The sequence below is a fragment of the Amnibacterium endophyticum genome (assembly GCF_042680685.1).
GTDB classification, from domain to species: domain Bacteria; phylum Actinomycetota; class Actinomycetes; order Actinomycetales; family Microbacteriaceae; genus Amnibacterium; species Amnibacterium endophyticum.
The window spans coordinates 68,239-86,808 of record NZ_JBHUEA010000005.1; the positions used below are offsets into that span (position 1 = coordinate 68,239).

At 74.2% G+C, this 18,570-nt stretch carries 17 protein-coding genes; 4 read left to right on the forward strand and 13 right to left on the reverse strand.

What is annotated here, in order from left to right; all coding sequences use genetic code 11:
- Positions 1–78 precede the first annotated feature (78 nt).
- The 4 genes from ACFSBI_RS04830 to ACFSBI_RS04845 form a co-directional block, all read right to left on the reverse strand.
- Entirely contained in the window at positions 79–921 is an 843-nt protein-coding gene (locus tag ACFSBI_RS04830) for a glycosyltransferase (protein WP_377932588.1), read from the reverse strand.
- Complete coding sequence (locus tag ACFSBI_RS04835) at positions 918–1,898, reverse strand: glycosyltransferase (RefSeq protein ID WP_377932589.1); 981 nt, start codon at positions 1,896–1,898, stop codon at positions 918–920. Before ACFSBI_RS04835 ends, ACFSBI_RS04830 begins: the two co-directional genes overlap by 4 nt.
- Before the next feature lie 152 nt (positions 1,899–2,050).
- On the reverse strand, positions 2,051–4,042 hold the full coding sequence (locus tag ACFSBI_RS04840; RefSeq protein WP_377932591.1) for an LGFP repeat-containing protein: 1,992 nt from the start codon (positions 4,040–4,042) through the stop codon (positions 2,051–2,053).
- A complete protein-coding gene (locus tag ACFSBI_RS04845; RefSeq protein ID WP_377932593.1) occupies positions 4,039–4,569 on the reverse strand; it encodes a hypothetical protein in 531 nt (176 codons plus the stop codon). The genes ACFSBI_RS04840 and ACFSBI_RS04845 overlap by 4 nt, the downstream gene beginning before the upstream one ends.
- Before the next feature lie 131 nt (positions 4,570–4,700).
- Here ACFSBI_RS04845 and ACFSBI_RS04850 point away from each other — a divergent pair, with 131 nt between their 5' ends.
- Complete coding sequence (locus ACFSBI_RS04850; protein WP_377932595.1) at positions 4,701–6,791, forward strand: DUF6541 family protein; 2,091 nt, start codon at positions 4,701–4,703, stop codon at positions 6,789–6,791.
- Between the two features lie 57 nt (positions 6,792–6,848).
- Here ACFSBI_RS04850 and ACFSBI_RS04855 read toward each other — a convergent pair whose 3' ends face one another.
- From ACFSBI_RS04855 to ACFSBI_RS04870, 4 genes are all read right to left on the reverse strand, one after another.
- Complete coding sequence (locus ACFSBI_RS04855; RefSeq protein ID WP_377932597.1) at positions 6,849–7,976, reverse strand: hypothetical protein; 1,128 nt, start codon at positions 7,974–7,976, stop codon at positions 6,849–6,851.
- An 82-nt stretch (positions 7,977–8,058) separates the two neighbouring features.
- The gene (locus ACFSBI_RS04860) at positions 8,059–9,450 is read right to left on the reverse strand and encodes an LCP family protein (RefSeq protein WP_377932599.1); all 1,392 of its coding nucleotides are present in this window, start codon (positions 9,448–9,450) and stop codon (positions 8,059–8,061) included.
- Between the two features lie 170 nt (positions 9,451–9,620).
- On the reverse strand, positions 9,621–10,121 hold the full coding sequence (purE, locus tag ACFSBI_RS04865) for a 5-(carboxyamino)imidazole ribonucleotide mutase (protein WP_377932601.1): 501 nt from the start codon (positions 10,119–10,121) through the stop codon (positions 9,621–9,623).
- A 124-nt stretch (positions 10,122–10,245) separates the two neighbouring features.
- Complete coding sequence (locus tag ACFSBI_RS04870; protein WP_377932603.1) at positions 10,246–11,364, reverse strand: 5-(carboxyamino)imidazole ribonucleotide synthase; 1,119 nt, start codon at positions 11,362–11,364, stop codon at positions 10,246–10,248.
- Between the two features lie 99 nt (positions 11,365–11,463).
- On the opposite strand from ACFSBI_RS04870, the gene ACFSBI_RS04875 reads away from it, so the two are divergent.
- A complete protein-coding gene (locus ACFSBI_RS04875) occupies positions 11,464–11,922 on the forward strand; it encodes a GtrA family protein (RefSeq protein WP_377932605.1) in 459 nt (152 codons plus the stop codon).
- 2 nt (positions 11,923–11,924) lie between these two features.
- Here the strand turns inward: ACFSBI_RS04875 and ACFSBI_RS04880 are convergent, their stop codons facing one another.
- Both ACFSBI_RS04880 and ACFSBI_RS04885 read right to left on the reverse strand, forming a co-directional pair.
- On the reverse strand, positions 11,925–12,458 hold the full coding sequence (locus ACFSBI_RS04880) for a PH domain-containing protein (protein WP_377932607.1): 534 nt from the start codon (positions 12,456–12,458) through the stop codon (positions 11,925–11,927).
- A gap of 3 nt (positions 12,459–12,461) precedes the next feature.
- Positions 12,462–13,235: a biotin--[acetyl-CoA-carboxylase] ligase gene (locus ACFSBI_RS04885; protein ID WP_377932609.1), complete on the reverse strand. Its 774-nt coding sequence runs from the start codon at positions 13,233–13,235 to the stop codon at positions 12,462–12,464.
- Between the two features lie 86 nt (positions 13,236–13,321).
- On the opposite strand from ACFSBI_RS04885, the gene ACFSBI_RS04890 reads away from it, so the two are divergent.
- Together ACFSBI_RS04890 and ACFSBI_RS04895 are read left to right on the forward strand one after the other, a co-directional pair.
- On the forward strand, positions 13,322–14,923 hold the full coding sequence (locus ACFSBI_RS04890; RefSeq protein WP_377932611.1) for an acyl-CoA carboxylase subunit beta: 1,602 nt from the start codon (positions 13,322–13,324) through the stop codon (positions 14,921–14,923).
- On the forward strand, positions 14,920–15,120 hold the full coding sequence (locus ACFSBI_RS04895) for an acyl-CoA carboxylase subunit epsilon (RefSeq protein ID WP_377932613.1): 201 nt from the start codon (positions 14,920–14,922) through the stop codon (positions 15,118–15,120). Before ACFSBI_RS04890 ends, ACFSBI_RS04895 begins: the two co-directional genes overlap by 4 nt.
- 452 nt (positions 15,121–15,572) lie before the next feature.
- Here ACFSBI_RS04895 and ACFSBI_RS04900 read toward each other — a convergent pair whose 3' ends face one another.
- From ACFSBI_RS04900 to ACFSBI_RS04910, 3 genes are read right to left on the reverse strand one after another with little or no spacing between them, the layout of a single operon-like run.
- On the reverse strand, positions 15,573–16,598 hold the full coding sequence (locus ACFSBI_RS04900; protein ID WP_377932615.1) for a hypothetical protein: 1,026 nt from the start codon (positions 16,596–16,598) through the stop codon (positions 15,573–15,575).
- Positions 16,595–17,848, reverse strand: a complete 1,254-nt coding sequence (locus ACFSBI_RS04905; RefSeq protein WP_377932617.1) for a sensor histidine kinase — start codon at positions 17,846–17,848, stop codon at positions 16,595–16,597. Before ACFSBI_RS04905 ends, ACFSBI_RS04900 begins: the two co-directional genes overlap by 4 nt.
- On the reverse strand, positions 17,838–18,497 hold the full coding sequence (locus ACFSBI_RS04910; RefSeq protein ID WP_377932734.1) for a response regulator transcription factor: 660 nt from the start codon (positions 18,495–18,497) through the stop codon (positions 17,838–17,840). Before ACFSBI_RS04910 ends, ACFSBI_RS04905 begins: the two co-directional genes overlap by 11 nt.
- Positions 18,498–18,570 lie beyond the last annotated feature (73 nt).

Genomic DNA, 18,570 nt, shown 5'->3' on the forward strand with positions numbered 1-18,570 from the left:
CAGCGGCAGGGGTGGTCTCGAGGCTCCTTCGTCGCACCTCGACCAGCGGGAGGTGCGGAGCGGGCCGACCGCCGCGGGTCAGCGGGAGGCGCCGCTGCGGAAGCCGCGCTGGATCAGGGTGCGGTAGGCCGCCTTGCGGATCGCCTCCGGGACGAGGCGGTAGCCGCCGCGGACCGCGACGTTGCGGATCGCCTGACGCCTGGTGGTGAAGCGGATGCGCCGCAGCAGGCGCTGCAGCCGGATCTCCGCCCGCAGCTGCGCGACGCCGCCGCGGCGCTTGTAGGCGCCCGCGCCGACGCGGTACTTCACGAGCGGCTCGGCCAGGTTCTCGGCGCGCACTCCCGCGTGCAGCATCCGGGCGAAGAGCCAGTAGTCCTCCATCAGCCCGACGGCCACGTAGCCGCCCGCCCGCCGCACGGCGTCGCGGCGGTAGACGACCGTCGGGTGGTTGAAGGGGTCGTGGAAGCGGGCGTAGCGCTGGATGTGCGCCTCCCCCACCGGCGGCGTCCGCCTGCCGATCGTCACGGCCTCGTCGTCGACGAACTCGAGCAGGCCGGCGCCGACCAGGTCGTAGCCCTCGCCGATCAGCGCGAGCTGGCGGACGAAGCGCTCCGGCAGCGCGACGTCGTCCGCGTCCATCCGCGCGACGACGTCGTGCGCGCACGCGGCCAGCCCCTCCGTCAGCGCCTCCGCGAGCCCGACGTTCACCGGCAGGGCGAGCACCCGCGCGGGCACGGGCGACGTCGCGACGAGATCGTCGAGCACCACTTGCAGCCCGCCCGGCACGGGTCCGTCGCGCACGACGACGACCTCGTCCGGCCGCAGCACCTGCTCGTCGACCGCGCTGCGGAACGCGCGCGTCAGCTGGCCCGGGTCGTCCTTCGCGTAGACCGGGAGCAGCAGCGAGAACGGCTCGGTCACGCCGCGCGGCGCGCGGGCGCCTCCACCTTGACGACCGCCTCCGTCACCGCGCCGAGGTCCGACAGCGCGTCAGCGTTCAGGCGCGGCCGGCTGCGGAACCCGGCGACGAGGCCGCGGCGCAGCTGCGTGAAGAGGAAGCCGCGCTGCCGGGAGGAGCGGAAGGTGCGGAACCAGCGCAGCAGCGTCGAGCCCAGGTAGACGGCCTTCTCGAACGGGTTCAGCCCGTGGCTGAAGAGCATCAGCCAGATCTTGTTGCGCACCTCGAAGAAGAACCGGGCGCCCGGGTCGGCGTCGGTGTTCGCGCGGGCCTTCGTCTTGTGCACGACGACGCTCTCCGGCACGAACAGCCCGCGGCCGCCGCGCAGCATCCGGGTCGAGAACTCGAAGTCGTCGTTCCAGATGAAGTAGTCCGCGATCGGCAGCCCCGCCTCCTTCACCCGCTCGGCGGAGACGAGCATCGATACGAAGCTGGACGAGCGCACCGGGGTGACCCCGCGCTCCGCCGCCTCGCGGAGCTCCTCCTTCTTCGCGAAGGGGTTGCGGCGCGGGGTGTTCATCGGGTGGTCGCTGCCGTCGGTCCACACGACGCGACTGCCCGCGAGCACGACGCCGGGCTGGTCGACGGCGACGAGCAGCTCGGCGAGCGCCGTCTCCGTCGGGATCGTGTCGTCGTCCATCACCCAGACCCAGTCGGGGTCGTGCCGCGCGATGGCCATCGCCATGCCGGTCGCGAAGCCGCCGGCGCCGCCCGTGTTCCGGGTGAGCCGGACGAGCTCGATCTCCGGCCAGAACGCGAGCGCCGTCGCGGCCGAGTCGTCGTCGGACGCGTTGTCGACGACGATCACCGCGGTGAGCGGCGCCGACTGGGTGCGCAGGGCCGCGAGCGACTCGAGCAGCAGCGCCTTCCGGTTGTACGCCACGACGACGGCGACCACGGACGGGTGGCCCGCGTCGGGCACGCGCTCACTCGCGGTCACAGGGGTCTCGCATCCGGGTACTGCGGCGCCGCGGGCTACGGCGTCATCAATGAAACCATGCCCCCGGTCTCCCGGGCGCGGTGGTATCACCGTCGGGGCGTCCCGCTGATCCGCCCCGAACGGGGGGTGCTGCGCCCCGTCGAGGCGGAGGCTCATCGGCGGCTCGCTCTGGCGCCGCCGGCGGCGGTCCAGCTGATCCGCCCGCCCTCGAAGCGCTGCGTCATCACGCCCTTCTCGCGCTTGGCGGCGCCGGTCGGCCAGCCGAGCACGCTCGACGGCCCGCCCTTCGCCCGGTACTTCACGCCGATGAAGCCGACCACCGCGACCGTGCCCCGCTTGGAGCGGTAGATCGCGCCGTTGGTGAAGGGGGTGATGTAGCCGCCGGTCCCCGCGCTCGACCGCACCCGCGCTCCGGGCCAGCCGAGGGAGCCGTCGGTGCCACCGCGCTTGACGTACAGCGCGTACTCCTTGCCGTTCAGGTAGTGGGCTCGAGCGGCGTCGGAGTAGAGCACCGCGCCCTTCTCGAAGACCTGGGACCAGCCGCCCCCGTTCTTCGCGGACTTCACCGCCGCGCCCCGCGGCCAGCCGAGCGAGCCCGCCTGGCTGCCGTGGGAGCGCCAGTTGCGGTAGAGGTCGCCGGTGACCGTGTAGACCTTGCGGCCCAGCACGATCGTCCGACCCGTCGCGAACTGCTGCACGATCCCGGTCCGGCCGTTCGCCGTGACGGAGCCCGCATCAGCGGTCGGCCAGCCGAGCGAGCCGGCCTCCGCGCCGCGCTGCAGCCACTTCGCGAGGATCGTGCCGGTCACGACGTTGCTGCCCTTCGGCGTCACCGCGATGCGGCCGCCCTGGAACGCCTGCCAGACGCCGCCACCGCCGGCCTGCGAGGTGACCGCATCCGCCGTCGGCCAGCCGAGGTCGCCCGCCTGGAACGACTCGGCGTCGTAGCGGTCGTAGACGCCGCCCGTGACGGCGAACGCACCCGCGGCGCCGGCGAAGACCGCGCCGTGCTGGAACGCCTGGACCTTGCCGCCGCCGTGATCCTTGCGGGTCACCGCGTCGGCCGTGGGCCAGCCGAGCGCACCGGCGGGCCCGCCCTGGGACGTGTACTCGGCGAGGGAGGCGCCGCGCAGGGTCGCCGTGCCGGCTGCGGAGCTGTAGACGGTGCCGCGGGTGAACCGCTGCGTGATGCCGCCGCCCGCCGCGCTGCTCTTCTTGGCGTTCGCCAGCGGCTCGCCGAGCGAACCGGTGGTGCCGCCGGTCGACCGCCAGTAGGCCGCGATCCCGCTGCTCACCGCGTAGTGGGTGCTGCCGAACCAGCTCGTGAAGTACAGGAAGAAGTTGCGGTTGCCGTACGCCGAGCACGAGTCGCCGATGCCGAAGCCGGCGGCGAGCGCGGCGGCGTTCGGCTGGTAGGGCGTGAAGTAGTAGAGGACGGCGGTCGCCTTGTTCTTGATCGTGATCGATCGGGCGCCGCACGCCGCGTTCGGGTGGAACAGCACGCCGGTCGCCTTGCCGACGGGGAACCAGTTGAACTTCGTCCAGCCGGCGCCCTCGGTGCCGGGAGGCGACGTGTAGCGCTTGAAGGCCCACGCCGCCTTGTAGACCTGGTTGAAGAAGCCGTAGTAGTCGCTGTCGCAGGGCGCCGTGTCCGGGCAGCCGTAGCCGGTGGCGCTGCGGTACTGGCGCGCGCCCGGCCACGTGTCCGTGACGAGGCTCTGCTCCTTCTGGAGCGTCACGAGCAGCACCTGCGGGTTGACGCCGCAGGCGGCCCCGACGCGGCTGATGATCTGCGCCGCCGTCTCAGCCTTGCGGCCGGTGTAGGCCTTGCACATCGGGTCGGCGGCCTTGTCGGTCGTGTCCTGCCGGTAGTCCTTCAGGCAGGTGTACCCGCTGCGGCAGGTGGCGACCTTCCCGTTCAGGAAGGTCTGGATCGCGGCGGCGGACATCGTCGACGGGTTGAACATCACGCCGTCGCTGATGATGTCGGCGGGGTCGAAGCCGCGCAGCATCTCCGTCGCGGTCGCCGCGGAGGCGGGCTGCTCGGCGGCGACGATCGCCGTGAGGCCCGACCCGATGATGAGCATCGCGAGCCCGGCGCCCGTGAACCGCTTCACGAGGGAGCGGCGGGCGGGTGCGGTCATCCGACGGTCACCGTCTTCGGCTGCGAGGTGCCGGCGGAGGTGTCGGAGACGTAGGTCACGGTCACGGTCCAGGTGCCGGGCGCGAGCTGGTCGCCCTTCAGCAGCAGCTGCGGGCAGCCGGTGTACGACGACGCGGCGACCGCCTTGCCGGAGCGCTGCACGGTGACGCCGTCCCGCTCGGCGGACGCCGTGCAGGTGCCGTCGGACTCGACGATCTTCGGCACGAGCGCGCCGACGTCGATCCCGTCCTTGCTCGACGTCGCGCTGGTCACGAAGGGCTCGACCGACGTCTTCTCAGCCGACGCGGACGGCTCGGGCGTCGCGACGGGCGTCGGCGTCGCCGTCGTCTCGACCGGGGTCGGCACGGCCGTCGCGGACAGGCTCGCGGCGGGCGCGCTCTCGGTCGGCTCCACCGCCGAGCCCGCCGTTCCCGTGCCCGCGCACGAGGTCAGCAGCACGCCGGCGACGGCGAAGACGGACAGCGCGGCCGTGAGGCGCGCAGGACGGTTCGACTTGAATTCCCCCACGCGGACACGGTAAGGAGGGTCGAGCGGTTCGCGCTCCGGCCCCGCGGCGTGTCCGCTCACCCAGTCCGGGGCACGGGTCGGCTGCGTGTGCGCGCGGCGGGACGCGCCACGCCGTGTAGCGTCGCCGCGACATGACCTGGACCGCCGTGTGGCTGCCCGTCGCCGTGGGCATCGCCGTCGTGCTGGTGCCGGGTCTCGTGATCGCCGCCGCGGCGAACCTCCGCGGCGTCGCCGCGCTCGGGCTGGCCGGTCCGCTCGGCTACGCGACGATCGGGCTGACCGGGGTGGTCGCCGCCGCGGTCCACGTGCCCTTCGGGCTCCTCCCGGTGGCGGTCTGCGCCGCCGCGCTCGCGGTGATCGCCCTCCTGCTGCGGCTCGGCGCACGGGCGGTGGGGCGCCCGCTGCCTGCCTGGGACTCGTGGCGACCGACCGCCTGGCTGCCGGTGCTGCTCGCGGCGGCGGCCGCGAGCGCCGTCGTCTGGGGCGTGGCCTACGCGCACGTCGACTCCCCCGACCGCATCTCCCAGACCTACGACGCGGTCTTCCACCTGAACGCGGCGACGCACATCCTGCAGTCGGGCGACGCCTCCAGCCTCCACCTGTACCGGCTGACCCACGTCGGCAAGGACATCGCCTACTACCCGGCGGTGTGGCACAGCATCACCGCGCTGATCGCCGGCACGACGGGAGTCGGAATCCCCGCCGCGGCGAACGCGACCTGGATGTCGACCGCCGGGCCGGTCTTCGCGCTGTCGTGCGCGTTCGCCTCCGCGGTGCTCTTCGGTGGAGCGGGCCTGCGCCGGGAGGCCGCGGCGCCGGTGCAGCGGGTGCTCGTCGCGACGGCGGGCGCGCTCGCGGCCTCCATGTTCGTGGCGTTCCCGTACCTGCTGCTCGACTTCGGCACGCTCTACCCGAACGGGCTCGCCTACACGATCCTCCCGGTCGGGATGGCGCTCGTCGCCGCGGTGCTGCCGTGGCCGGCGCGCAGCGCGTGGCTGCCCGAGACCCCCTCACCGCGGTGGCGCACGGCGGTGCTGCTGCTCGGCTGGTTCGTCGCCGCCGGCTTCTCGCACCCGCGCTCGGTGGTGGCGATCCTCGTGCTCGCGACGCCGATCGTGGTCGCCTGGTTCGCCGCCCGGATGTCGGCGGTCGCCGCGACGGGCGAGACTGGACGGCGCCGCGCGCGGCTCGGCTGGCTGCTCGTCGTCGTCGGCGCCGTCGTGCTCGTCGCAGCCGCCGTCGCGTTCGTCTTCCACTACTACGACGTGGCCAACGAACCGATCGCCGACCGGCTCACCGGCGGCCCGGCGAGGGCGCGCGAGACGTTCGCGAACGCGCTGCTGCAGGGGCTGCTCGCGACCAGCCTCGTCTCCCCCTCGCAGGCGGCGCTGCCGCCGTCGATCCTGCTCGCGGTCGTCGCCTTCGCGGGCCTCATCGCGGCCGCGTTCCGCCCCGGGCTGCGCTGGGTGCCGGTGACGTACCTCGCGATCGTGCTGCTCTACGCGTTCGCCGCGGGCAGCGACAGCGACCTCGCGAAGATCGCCACCGGCCTCTGGGACAAGGACAAGTTCCGCATCCTCGCGATGCTGCCCTCGATCGGGGTGCCGCTCGTCGCCTGGACGATCTGCGCGGGCACCGCCGAGCTGCTCGCCACCCTGCGCAGGCGGACGCACCGCGACCGGTCCGTCCCGCTCGTGGCCGGGGTGACGGTCGCCGTCGCGCTCGTCGTCGGCGCCGTCACGTGGACGGGCCCGGCGCTCGGCGGGGTCAGCGCCGCGATCGGCACGGTCTTCGCCCTGCCGGAGTCGTCGAAGGACGGCCGGCTGCTCGACGCGCAGGAGACCGCGCTGCTCAGCGATGTCGGGCGGTTCGTGCCGAAGGGGCAGCTGATCGCCGGCAACCCCTGGAACGGTTCCGCGATGGCCTGGACGCTCGGCGGCCGGCAGGTGCTCTTCCCCCACCTCGGCGGCTACTTCGGCACGGACGCGAACCGCATCAAGCGCCACCTGGACGACTACCGGACCGATCCGAAGGTCTGCCCGGCGGTGCGACGGCTGGACGTGCGGTGGGTCATCACCGACTCGGGGCTGATGCGCGGGGACAAGAAGGCCGCGCGGGCCTTCCAGTCGATCTCCCGCGTCGTGAAGGAGCCGGGCGCCGCCGAGCTGGTCGCGTCGTCGGGCTCCGCGAAGCTCTGGCGCCTCACCGCCTGCTGGTCCTGACCTTCATCTTGTAGGCAGATCTCGCGCTGAGCGCCGGATCCGCCTACAAGATGGAAGTCACGGGCGGAAGGACTGGACGAGCGTGATGACCAGCTGCGTCGAGCGCGCGGCGATGAGGCCCGTCAGGTAGACCACCGCGCAGAGCGCCCAGAAGCGGTTCACCGTCAGCAGCCACTTGGCGCCGCGGTACGCGAGCGCCGTGATCAGCGGGGCGACGGCGCCGAGCACCGGCAGCATCGGCTCGACGACGACGGTCTCGCCCGACAGCGCCCACCAGGTGCCGAACGCGAGCATCGTGAGGAACGCGGTCGTCAGCTCCACCGGGAATCGGCGGAGCACCCGCAGCACGGCCGGACCCTGCTCGCCGGGCAGCGGCACGACGAGGTAGCGCACCGCTCCGGTCCCGGCGGCGAGGAAGAGGAACGCGGCGAGGGAGACGGTGACGAGCGGCGTGAAGTGCCAGGCGCCGAACACGATCGTCTGCTGCTCGAGCCACGGCACGAGCGCGTGCGGGCGCAGCTCGGCGAGGTAGGCGTCGGCCCGCGCGAGCCAGCCGGCGGCGCCGAGGCGGGCGAGCCAGATCAGCTGCATGCCGGCGGCGGTCGCCGTCCAGGCACCGGTCGCGCCGAGCAGCAGGCGCGCGCGGGCGGCGCCGGAGGCGGCGGGCCGCAGCGCGAGGGCGACCAGCAGCGCCGGGAGCGCGAGCACGACGAGCCAGGCGAGCCCCGAGGCGGCCCCGATCAGCGCGGCGGCGGCACGGGGGCGACGCGGCAGCACGGCGAAGACGAGCGCGAGCACGGCGGCGGCCGCCCACCCGCCGGTCGCGACCGCCGGGCCGTAGACGACGTCCGCCGGGTCCGCCCGCAGGTCGAGCGCGAGCACGGCGAGCATCGAGCCGAAGCCCGCCCAGCGCCCGGCGACCCGGCGGCCCAGCACGAACAGGCAGCCGAGCAGCAGCGCGTGGAACGGCAGCATCAGCGCCCGCGCCGCCTCCACCGGCAGCTGCAGCAGCTCGAGGCTGCGGGCCTCCACCGCCGTGACGGGGGCGAGCAGCAGGGTCGCGACGAAGATCACCGCGTGCACCGCCAGCAGCAGCCCGACGGCGACGGCGACGAGCACGTCCGAACGTGTGCGGGGCGCGTGCACCTGGGCGGCGGTGGCGCGCGCGCGGGTCGCGAGGCTCACGGCAGCAGGGTATCGGCGTGTCGCGCCGCTGCGAGCAGGTCCGTGCGCGTTTCCCGCCCCGCCCTCGTCACGGATCCGCGGGTCAGCGGAGGGCCTTCTGGACGACGGCATGGATGCGCTCGTAGTCCGGGTGCCCCTGCGGGTAGTCCGGCGGCACGAACTCGATCGTCTTCGTCTTCTGCCCGCGCGTCTTCACCGCGAGCCCCGCGAACTCGCCCAGCAGCCCCTGCGGGATGTCGGTGTCCACCGTCTTCGAGCCCGCCTTCGCGACCCGCTCGAAGCGGGTCAGCACGGTCAGCGGGTTCACCTGCCGCAGGATCGCCTGCTGCAGCTCGCGCTGGCGCGCCATCCGCTTGTAGTCGCTGTTGCCGATGCCGTGCCGGCTGCGCGCGTACCAGAGCGCCCGGTTGCCGTTCAGGTGCTGCTTCCCGGGCTCGATCCACACCTTGACGCCGGTCGGGGTGCCGTCCGCCGCGACCCCGCCGCCGATCGGGAGCCGCTGCTTCACGTCGATGGTGACGCCGCCCAGCGCGTCGATCAGGTGCTCGAACGAGCCCATGTCGACCAGGACGTAGTACTGGATCGGGATGCCGAGCGCGCCCTCCACCGCATCGCGCGTCGCCTCGATGCCGGGACGGGAGTGCTGCGCCTTCGCCTCCGGGTACAGCTGCGGGTCCTTGAGCTCGACCTCCGTGTAGATGGAGTTCAGCTGGCAGACGTCGACGTTGCAGCGGCCGTGAGCGCCGTAGCCGTCGGGGTACTTCGCGAGCATCGGGGAGCCGGCGCTGAACGGGATCGGGTCCAGGTCGCGGGGCAGCCCGAAGGTGACCATGTCCCCGGTGAGCGCGTCCAGGCTGATCACCGAGATGCTGTCCGGGCGCAGCCCGAGCCGACCCGCTCCCGCGTCGCCGCCGAGCAGCATGATGTTGTAGCGGCCGTCCGCCGGCATCGCGTAGCGACCGCTGCCGAAGACGGTTCCGATCGTGCCGCGCGCGACGCCCGCGGCCCACGCGCCCCAGCCCGCGCCGCCGAGCCCGAGCACCAGGGCGACCGCGAGCACCGCGCCGAGCAACCCGCGCGCCAGGGGCGCGACCCGCACCAGGCGCAGCAGCCGCAATGTGTCGACGGTGAGCACCAGCCACCAGACCGCCCAGGCCGCGAGGAGCAGCTGCACCACCGTCAGCCCGACGGCGTTCGTCGGCAGCGTGAGCAGCAGCTGCGGCAGGACGAACCACAGCACCGCGGCGGCGACCAGCGCGATCGCGCCGGCGAGCCAGACGCCGAGGGCGAGCCGCCCGAAGCGGCGGTCGCCCGCGAGCGCCTGGGCGCTGCCCGGGATCAGCAGGTGCAGCACCGTCAGCCAGACGCCGCGACGGGTCATCATCCGCTCGTCGAGGACGTCGGGGTCGCGCAGCGGAGTGCCCGCGGCCGAGGGCGGGGCGGGCGCGGCGCGGCGCATCGCGAAGGCGCTCATCGCTGCTCCCCGTGCACGCGGGGAGCGTACGCGCCGGTCGGCGGGTCGGGCGTCCTCCGCGCGGCTGATCCTGCAGCACCGCGGACTCGCCGAACCGCGGACTTGCCACTTCTTGTCACGACACGCGGGCGCGAACCGCAACGAGCGGCAAGTCCGCGGTTCGGAGCGGGTCAGCGGGGCAGGGCGGCGTCCTTCGCGGCGACCTGGGCCTCGAGGTCCGCCGCGTAGTCCGCCAGGGCGGTCGCGAGGCGCTCGTCGGAGGTGCCGAGGATGCGGACCGCCAGCAGGCCGGCGTTCGCCGCGTTCCCGATCGCGACGGTCGCGACCGGCACGCCGGTCGGCATCTGCACGATCGAGAGCAGGGAGTCGAGGCCGTCCAGCGTCTTCAGCACGACGGGGACCCCGATCACGGGGAGCGTCGTCGCGGCGGCGAGCATCCCGGGAAGGTGGGCGGCGCCGCCGGCACCCGCGATCACGACCTTCAGGCCGCGTCCGGCCGCAGCGCTCCCCCAGTCGAGCATCGCCCGGGGCGTCCGGTGCGCCGACAGCACCCGCGCCTCGTACGGCACGGCGAAGCGCTCGAGCATCGCCGCGGCCGCCTGCATCGTCGGCCAGTCGGAGTCGCTGCCCATCGCGATGCCGACGACCGGGGGCTGGGCGGGCTCCGTCACGGCTCCGATGCTAGGGGGCGGCTCCCGGGCGCGGGTGGCCCCGTGTCCCTCGGCCGGGAACACCGGCCGTGGGGCCCATCGCTGCGCTCGCACCTCGACCGACGGCGCGGCGGCCGAACGGAGGTCAGGCGGGGTCGCCGTGCAGGAGGGTGACGGCGGAGCGCGCGGCGAAGACGAGGTCGTCGAGGTCGTCGCCGACCGCGGTCGCGTGGCCGATCTTCCGGCCGGGTCGCGGCGCCTTCCCGTAGAGGTGCAGCTTCACGGCCGGCTGGTCCGCCATCGCGGCGGGTACGAGGGCGTCGAGGTCGCCGTCGGCCGGGCCGCCGAGCAGGTTCACCATCGCGGTCCACGGCGCGCGGGCCGCCACGTCCCCGAGCGGCAGGTCGAGCACCGCGCGCAGGTGCTGCTCGAACTGGCTCGTGACCGCGCCGTCGATGGTCCAGTGGCCGCTGTTGTGCGGGCGCATCGCCAGCTCGTTCACGAGCACGCGGCCGTCCTCGGTCTCGAACAGCTCGACCGCGAGCACGCCGGTCACCCCCAGCTCGGTGGCGATCCGGTGCGCGATCTCCCGCGCCTGCCGGGCGGTCGGGGCGGCGAGGTGCGGCGCGGGGGCGAAGACCTCGCGGCAGACGCCCCCGCCCTGCACGGTCTCGACCAGCGGCCAGACCGCGACGTCGCCGGCCGGGCGCCGGGCGACCAGCTGCGCCAGCTCGCGCCGGAAGGGCACCAGCTCCTCGGCGAGCAGCGGGCGCTCCGCCAGCCAGTCGTCGGCGCCGTGCGGGTCGTCGACGACCCGCACGCCGTGCCCGTCGTACCCGCCGGTCGGCGTCTTCACGACCGCGCGGCCGCCCGCGCGCTCGAGGAAGGCGCCGAGCCCGTCCGCGTCGGCGACCTCCGCCCACGCCGGCTGGGGCAGGCCCATGTCGTCGAGGCGGCGTCGCAGCACCAGCTTGTCCTGCGCGTGGCGCAGCGCGTCCGGTCCGGGCCGCACCGCGACGCCCTCCTCGACGAGGGCGCGGAGCACCGGCTGGGGCACGTGCTCGTGGTCGAAGGTGACGACGTCCACGGCGCGCGCGAACGCGCGCACCGCGTCCAGATCCCCCGGCTCGCCCGTCGCCGTCATCGCGAGCCGCGCCGACGACTCCGGCCCCTCGCCGAGGACGCGGATCTCGACCCCGAGGGCGATCGCCGCCGGCACCATCATCCGGGCGAGCTGGCCGCCCCCGATCACTCCGACGCGCACAGGACTCCCTTCGGCTCCGCAGGGCCGACTCCCGATTCGAGTCGTAGAGTGCGGATCCCCGCCACCACCGGCGGATCGGCCGGCCGACGGGAGAAGCGTATGCGCACGCTCGCGAGGAGCGCCGTCGTCGGGCAGCTGACGAAGTTCGCGCTCGTCGGCGGCGTCGGCTTCGTGGTGGACGTGACGACCTTCACGCTGCTGCGCCTGTCCCCGCCGTTCGAGGGCAGCCCGCTGAAGGCGAAGATCATCTCCACGGTGCTCGCGATCGTCGCGAACTGGATCGGCAACCGGTACTGGACCTTCGGTCCGCACCGCAGCACGCGCGGCTTCATGGAGGCGGTCGAGTTCGGGGTCGTCAGCGTGCTCGGCATGCTGGTGGCGCTCGCCTGCCTCGCCGTCTCGCACTACGTGCTCGGCTTCCGCACGATCCTCGCGGACAACATCTCCGGCAACGTCGTCGGCCTGGTGCTCGGCTCCGCGCTGCGCTTCCTGCTCTACCGGCACTGGGTGTACCACCCGCGCCGGCGGAACCGCGTCGGCGCGGTCGTCGCCGACTGAGCTCAGCCCCGGGCGGGCGCGGCGCGGTCGAGCAGGTCCGCGATCGCGCGGTGCACGAGCCGGGCCCGCGGCAGGTCGCGCAGGATCATCGTGCCCTCCGCGCCGGCGCGGACGATCACGTCGCCGCTGCCCGTGAGCAGCTGCAGCGGGCCGCGGCGCAGCACCGCCTCCTCGCCGTGGCTGAGCGCGAACTCGGTGCGCTCCCGCACGAGGAACCCCTGCTGCACGATCAGCCGCCGCGTCGTGATGATCGTGATGCGGTTCAGCCAGAACACCAGGGGCAGCACCGACAGGATCACCGCGAGGCCCCCGGCCAGGAACGGCAGGGCGGTGTTCAGCCAGCCCCACGGGGTGCGGTGCCACCAGTAGCCCGTACCGAAGCAGATCGCGACGAAGCAGAGCGCCGGCCAGACCAGATGGCGGCCGCTGCGGCGCAGGCGCACGACGACGTGCTCGGGCGACTCGCGGACGGGCGGCACCGACGTCGGGCGGCGCTCGGTGCGCACCCGCGTGGAACCCCCGATCCCGACCGGCACGGTCTATGTGTACCGCAGGTGCTCGACATCGCCCGCGGGAACGGCCGTGCGCCCGTGTATCGATGTGGTATCGACCACGATGCGCCCCTCGGAGTCGACGTCCACGGCCTCCCCCTCGAGCGCGGAGCCGTCCGGCAGGCTGACGCGGACGCGGCGGCCGATCGTGCCGGACACGCGCCGGACGATCTCGCGCAGCCCGCGGTCCGGGTCGCCGCCCGCGGCGGCGAGGTCCGCGGACAGCGCCAGCAGCTCCGTCAGGTAGGCGGCGAGCAGCAGGTCGGGGTCGGTCGGACCGCCCTCCACGGCGAGCGACGTGGCGGTGGGCACGGGCAGGTCCGCCGCACGGCCCGCGTGGTTCAGCCCGGCGCCGACGACCACGCGCCGGCCGTCGGGCAGCGCCTCCGCGAGGACGCCGCAGACCTTGCGCCCGCCGATCAGCACGTCGTTCGGCCACTTCGCGCTCGCCTCGACCCCGAGACCGCGGAGCGCCCGGGTCATCGCGGCGCCGGCCGCGAGCGACAGCCAGCCGAGCCGCTCCCGCGGGACGCCGGGGTCCAGCAGCACCGAGATCGCGAGGGAGTCGCCGGCGCCGGCGCTCCAGGTCCGCCCCTGCCGGCCGCGCCCGGCGGTCTGGTGGTCCGTGACCAGCACGGCGGGCGCGGGCCACGCCTCCGGGTCGTCGCCGGCGGCCCGGACCAGGTCCGCGTTCGTCGAGCCGGCCCGCTCGACGACCTCGAGCCGGGCGACGAGCGCGGCGGAGCGCGGCAGCTGCAGCATCCGCCGAGCCTACGGAGCGGGCGCGTCGCCACCGGGCGCCGCCCCTCGCGGCCGGGCGACCGGGCCCGCGGCTAGGCTTCCTCGGCGTGACGGACACCCCCCTGTCGGCGCCCGCCCCGGCCACGACGGCCGAGCGCCTGGCCGACCTGAAGACCCGCTACCACGAGGCCGTGACGGCGAGCGGCGAGCAGGCGGTCGCGAAGCAGCACGCCAAGGGCAAGCAGACCGCCCGGGAGCGGATCGAGCAGCTGCTCGACCACGGCACCTTCGTGGAGCTGGACGAGTTCGTCCGCCATCGCACCACCGCGTTCGGGATGGACCGCACCCGCCCCTACGGCGACGCGGTCGTCACCGGGATCGGCGAGATCCACGGACGCCAGGTCGCGGTCTACTCGCAGGACTTCACGATCTTCGGCGGCAGCCTCGGCGAGGTCGCCGGCGAGAAGATCATCAAGGTCATGGACCACGCCCTGAAGACGGGCGTGCCCATCATCGGCATCCTCGACTCCGGCGGCGCGCGGATCCAGGAGGGCGTCGTCGCGCTCGGCAAGTACGGCGAGATCTTCCGCCGGAACACGGCCGCGTCCGGGGTGATCCCGCAGATCTCGATCGTGATGGGGCCGGCGGCCGGCGGCGCCGTGTACTCCCCCGCCCTCACGGACTTCGTTATCATGGTCGACAAGACCTCGCAGATGTTCGTCACCGGCCCCGACGTGATCAAGACGGTCACGGGCGAGGACGTGGGGATGGAGGAGCTGGGCGGTGCGCTCACGCACAACACGCGCAGCGGCGTCGCCCACTACCTGGCCGCCGACGAGGACGACGCCCTCGACTACGCCCGCACCCTGATCGGGTTCCTGCCGGACAACAACCTGGCCGACCCGAAGCGCTACGCGACGACCGCCGCGCTCGAGGTCACGGACGACGACCGCCGCCTGAACACGCTGATCCCCGACAGCCCGAACCAGCCGTACGACGTCCACGACCTGATCGAGACGCTGGTGGACGACGGCGACTTCCTCGAGACGCAGCCGCTGTTCGCACCGAACATCGTGGTCGGCTTCGGCCGGGTCGAGGGCCGCAGCGTCGGCGTGATCGCGAACCAGCCGTCCGCGATGGCGGGCACGCTCAACATCGACGCGGGCGAGAAGGCCGCCCGGTTCGTGCGGTTCTGCGACGCGTTCTCCATCCCGATCATCACGCTCGTCGACGTGCCCGGCTACCTGCCCGGCACCGACCAGGAGTGGACCGGCGTGATCCGGCGCGGGGCGAAGCTGCTGTACGCCTACGCGGAGGCGACCGTGCCGCTCGTCACGATCATCACGCGGAAAGCCTACGGCGGCGCCTACATCGTCATGGGGTCGAAGCAGCTCGGCGCGGACCTGAACTACGCCTGGCCGACCGCGGAGATCGCGGTGATGGGCGGCCAGGGCGCCGTCAACATCCTCTACCGCGGCGAGATTCGAAAGGCGGCCGAGGCCGGCGAGGACGTCGACGCGGTGCGCACCCGCCTCGCGAACGAGTACACGTACAACGTCGCGAGCCCGTTCCTCGCGGCCGAGCGCGGCGAGCTCGACGGCGTCATCGAGCCCGCGTCCACCCGCATCACCGTCATCAAGGCGCTGCGGGCGCTGCGGACCAAGCGAGCGGCCATGCCCCCGAAGAAGCACGGGAACATCCCGCTGTGAGCGACGGGGTCGGGGTCGTCGGCGGGTCGCCGAGCGACGAGGAGGTCGCGGCGGTCGCCGCGGTGCTGACCGAGGTCGGCCTCGAGCGGGCGGCGTCGACGCTGCCGCTCCCGGAGGAGGAGGACGTCCCGTCGGCATGGCAGCGATCCGCGCGCGGCCTGCGCGCACCGCTGCCCCGAGGAGCCTGGAACCACTGATCAGCGGCGGATCTTCGGGATTTTGTACCCCGAATGTCCCCCATCCGCCCGACTGCGCGCGGCAGCGATCCCCGCGAGAATGGGTCCGCGGCGTCGACCCACGGCGTCGCTCAGGACGTGCACCGGGTCGGGGGACCCGGTGCCTGGAGCGTCCACCGGCCGTCGGCGTTCGGGTCGCCGCGGCCGCATGGGGGTGAAGAGGGGCCGGTCTGGGGAGGCCGGCCCCTTCTCCCGTCTCCGGCCCGTGCCGGCCCGTGCCGTGCCGTGCCGTGCATCGCCCGACCCGCGGGACTCGCGCACCTCGCGCGGTAGCAGCGCCGCCGCGCGGTCGGCCCACCTACCGCGCGGGGACGCTCGTACCGCGCGACGAGGCGGGAGCACCGCGTGACGCGGTCGCAGCGGTGCGCGGCTCGCCTCGAGCGCGCGCCCTCAACGGGTCGGACGCGCGCGGATCAGACCCGTGCGGGCTCGGGGCGGTCGAGCTCGAGCCAGAGGTCGACCTCCTCGCCCTCGTCCTCGAGGCCCAGCGCCGCCGCGGTCGGGTCGATCGAGATCCCGACCACCGTCACCGCCTTGTCGGAGCCCTTCGGCGCCGTCCGGATGATGATGCGGTCGGAGCGGACGCCCGCGATCGCCTCGGCGACGCGGTCGAGCACGGGCTCCATCGCCGAGGCCTCCAGGTCGTCGAGGCCGCCGTCGTCGAGCACCTGCACGAAGGCGCCGCGCCGCCTGGCGGCGATGACCTGGTCGCGCACCGCGGCGTTCAGCAGCCGGCGACCGCGGATCTCGTCGCGGATCGTCTGCTCCAGCACCCGGCACTCCTGCCGCGCCGGCTCGTCCAGCTCGCCGCCCGTCGCGAGGATGTGCCGCAGCATGGGCAGCGCGACGCGGCTGGTCTGCGTGAGGCGCACCTGGCGCTCCGAGTGGTGCGCCTCCTGCGCGGCCTGCCACTCGACGGCCTCGCGCTCCGCGCGCGCGAACTGCTGCACGTCGCGCATCGCCCGGTCGAGCGCTCGGGTGCCGAAGAACGTCACGGCGATCCAGAGGGCGACGACGGGCACGTTCGCCTGCCACATGCCCGGCAGCCCCGCCCAGACGAGCGTCTGCGCCGCGACCATGCCGATGCCGAGCCAGGCGAAGGCCGCCTGGCGGCGGAGCGCGGTCACGACGAGCAGGCAGCCGGTCGCGCCGACGTACCAGTGCAGGTCGCCGGCGTCGTTCGGGTTCGGGATCGAGGTGGCGCACAGCAGGGCGGCCGCGAAGGAGGCCCCGACGTTCAGCCCGGCGAGCCACGGCGGCATGTCGCGCCGCCGGGCGAGGAGGAGCGACAGCGCGAAGCAGACGGCGAACAGCGCCATCGCGACGACGCTGCGGTCCGGGTGCAGCGACTGCGGGAGCGCGAGCGCGCCCGTCGTGAGCGAGTAGACCGCGACCAGGGCGGCGAGCGCGTCGACCAGCGAGCGGGCGGCGAGGATCACGCGGGCACCGCCTCGCCGCGCTCCGCGACCTCGACCCCGGGGTGGGACGCGGCCGGCCAGGACAGCACGAACTCGGTGCCCTCGCCCGGGGCGGTCGTCAGAGCGACCTCGCCGCCGACGCGACGCATCCGCTCCATGATCGACACGCGCAGCCCGAGCCGCTCGGAGGCGACCGCGGACAGGTCGAAGCCGCGGCCGCGGTCGGCGATCGCGACCCGCACGCCGCCGCCCTCGACGCCCTCGACGACGACCGTCCGGGGCACCTCGGGGCCGCCGGCGTGCTTCACGCTGTTCGTCATCGCCTGCACGGTCGCCGACACGACCGCGTCGGCGACCGCGTCGGGCAGGAAGTGGTCGCGGACCCGCTGCATGCGGAACTCGAACCGGTCCCCGACCCCGGCGGCGTCGCGCTTCACCTGGTCGAGCAGCCCCTCCACGGCGACCTTGGGGCCGACGTGGGAGGCGACGGTGGCCCGCGAGAGCACGGTCATCGCGTTCTGCGCCATCCGGGCGGCCAGCGAGCGCCCCTCCGGAGTGCCCGCGGCGGCGGCCGAGAGGAAGGTCGTGAGGACCGAGTCGTGCACGAGCGCGTCGGTGCGCACCCGCTCCGACTCGATGGCCTCGTCGATCTGCGCGTTCGCGTAGCTGCCGAGCGCGGTGCCCTGCGCGTCGTCCACGTTCCGGGCGGCGCGGCGGATGACCGCGACGACGAAGAGCAGCGCCAGCCCGAGCAGCAGCACGACCGCCCCGTCCCTCGCGGCGCCGACCGGGGTGAGCGAGCCGCCGCTCGGCAGCGTGCGCAGCAGGCCGACGGCGGCGGCGGTGACGACGAGGTAGACGACCGGCAGCGCGCCGCGGGTCGCGACGACCATGAGGCCGCAGGGCACGCCCGCCGCGGCGAGCAGCCACGGCATCTGCTCCGGCGGCCAGGGGCCGACCACGGAGGCGGGCCAGGCGGCGAGCGCCACGAGGTAGGTCAGGGCGCCGGCGATGAACACCGGCTTCGTCCACTGGTGCAGCACCACCGCGAGCGCCGCGGTGAGGACCACGCCGCCCATCGCGACGACGATCGCGAGCCCGAGCGGGGACCCGGCCTCGGGCCAGCCGGTGACGAGCAGCGGCACGGTCTGCAGGGTGAAGAGCAGCCCGAAGACCGCCGTCATGTGCCGCAGCGTCTCCTCGACGCGGCGCGAGCCGACCGGCGACGCGACCTGCGCGGCGAGGCCGCGACCGGACGGCTCAGTCGTCATCACCGGCACGCTCGGGGTCGAGCCCCGGCAGGATGCCGTCCTCCACGGCCCGGCGCAGCAGGTCGACCTTCGTCGGCGCCGGACGGCCCACCTCCACGTACTTGACGCGGATGCGGTCGAGGTACTCGCGCACCGTGGAGGGCGCGATGCCGAGCTGCTCGGCGACCATGCGCAGCGGCAGGCCCGAGGCGTAGAGGTTCAGCACGTCGCGCTCGCGGCGCCCGAGCTGCGCCTTGGCGAACTCGACGTCGGCGTCGATCGCGGACGCCCACTCGAGGTTGTTCAGCACCTCGCCGCGGGCGACGACCTTGATCGCGGCCATGACGGTGGCGGTTGCGGCGGACTTCGGGATGACGCCCGCGGCGCCGGCGGCGAGCGCCTCGCGCACGCCGGCGGCGCGGTCGGCGATCGAGTGGATCAGCACCCCGGCTCCGGTCGCCTGGACGGCCTTCACGTTGTCGGTGATCGAGATGCCGTCGCCGAGCGACAGGTCGAGCACGACGACGTCGACCTCGCGGCCCGCCAGCTTGTCGACGAGCTCCTTCACGTTCGCGCCCTCGTCGACGAAGTCATAGCCCTCGCGCATGCAGGCCGCGAGCAGTCCGAGCCTGACGGACTCGTGGTCGTCGACCACGGCGACGCGGACCAGCCCGGCGGACTGCTCGGGCGGGGCGGTGATGGTCACGCGGGCTCCTTCTGGACGACGGACCCTGCGATCGTAC

Excerpts from the sequence above, each read along its gene's own strand:
- ACFSBI_RS04840 (WP_377932591.1), bottom strand. The coding sequence starts at position 4,042 with ATGACCGCACCCGCCCGCCGCTCCCTCGTGAAGCGGTTCACGGGCGCC.
- ACFSBI_RS04850 (WP_377932595.1), top strand. The coding sequence starts at position 4,701 with ATGACCTGGACCGCCGTGTGGCTGCCCGTCGCCGTGGGCATCGCCGTC.
- ACFSBI_RS04860 (WP_377932599.1), bottom strand. The coding sequence starts at position 9,450 with ATGAGCGCCTTCGCGATGCGCCGCGCCGCGCCCGCCCCGCCCTCGGCC.
- ACFSBI_RS04875 (WP_377932605.1), top strand. The coding sequence starts at position 11,464 with ATGCGCACGCTCGCGAGGAGCGCCGTCGTCGGGCAGCTGACGAAGTTC.
- ACFSBI_RS04885 (WP_377932609.1), bottom strand. The coding sequence starts at position 13,235 with ATGCTGCAGCTGCCGCGCTCCGCCGCGCTCGTCGCCCGGCTCGAGGTC.
- ACFSBI_RS04905 (WP_377932617.1), bottom strand. The coding sequence starts at position 17,848 with ATGACGACTGAGCCGTCCGGTCGCGGCCTCGCCGCGCAGGTCGCGTCG.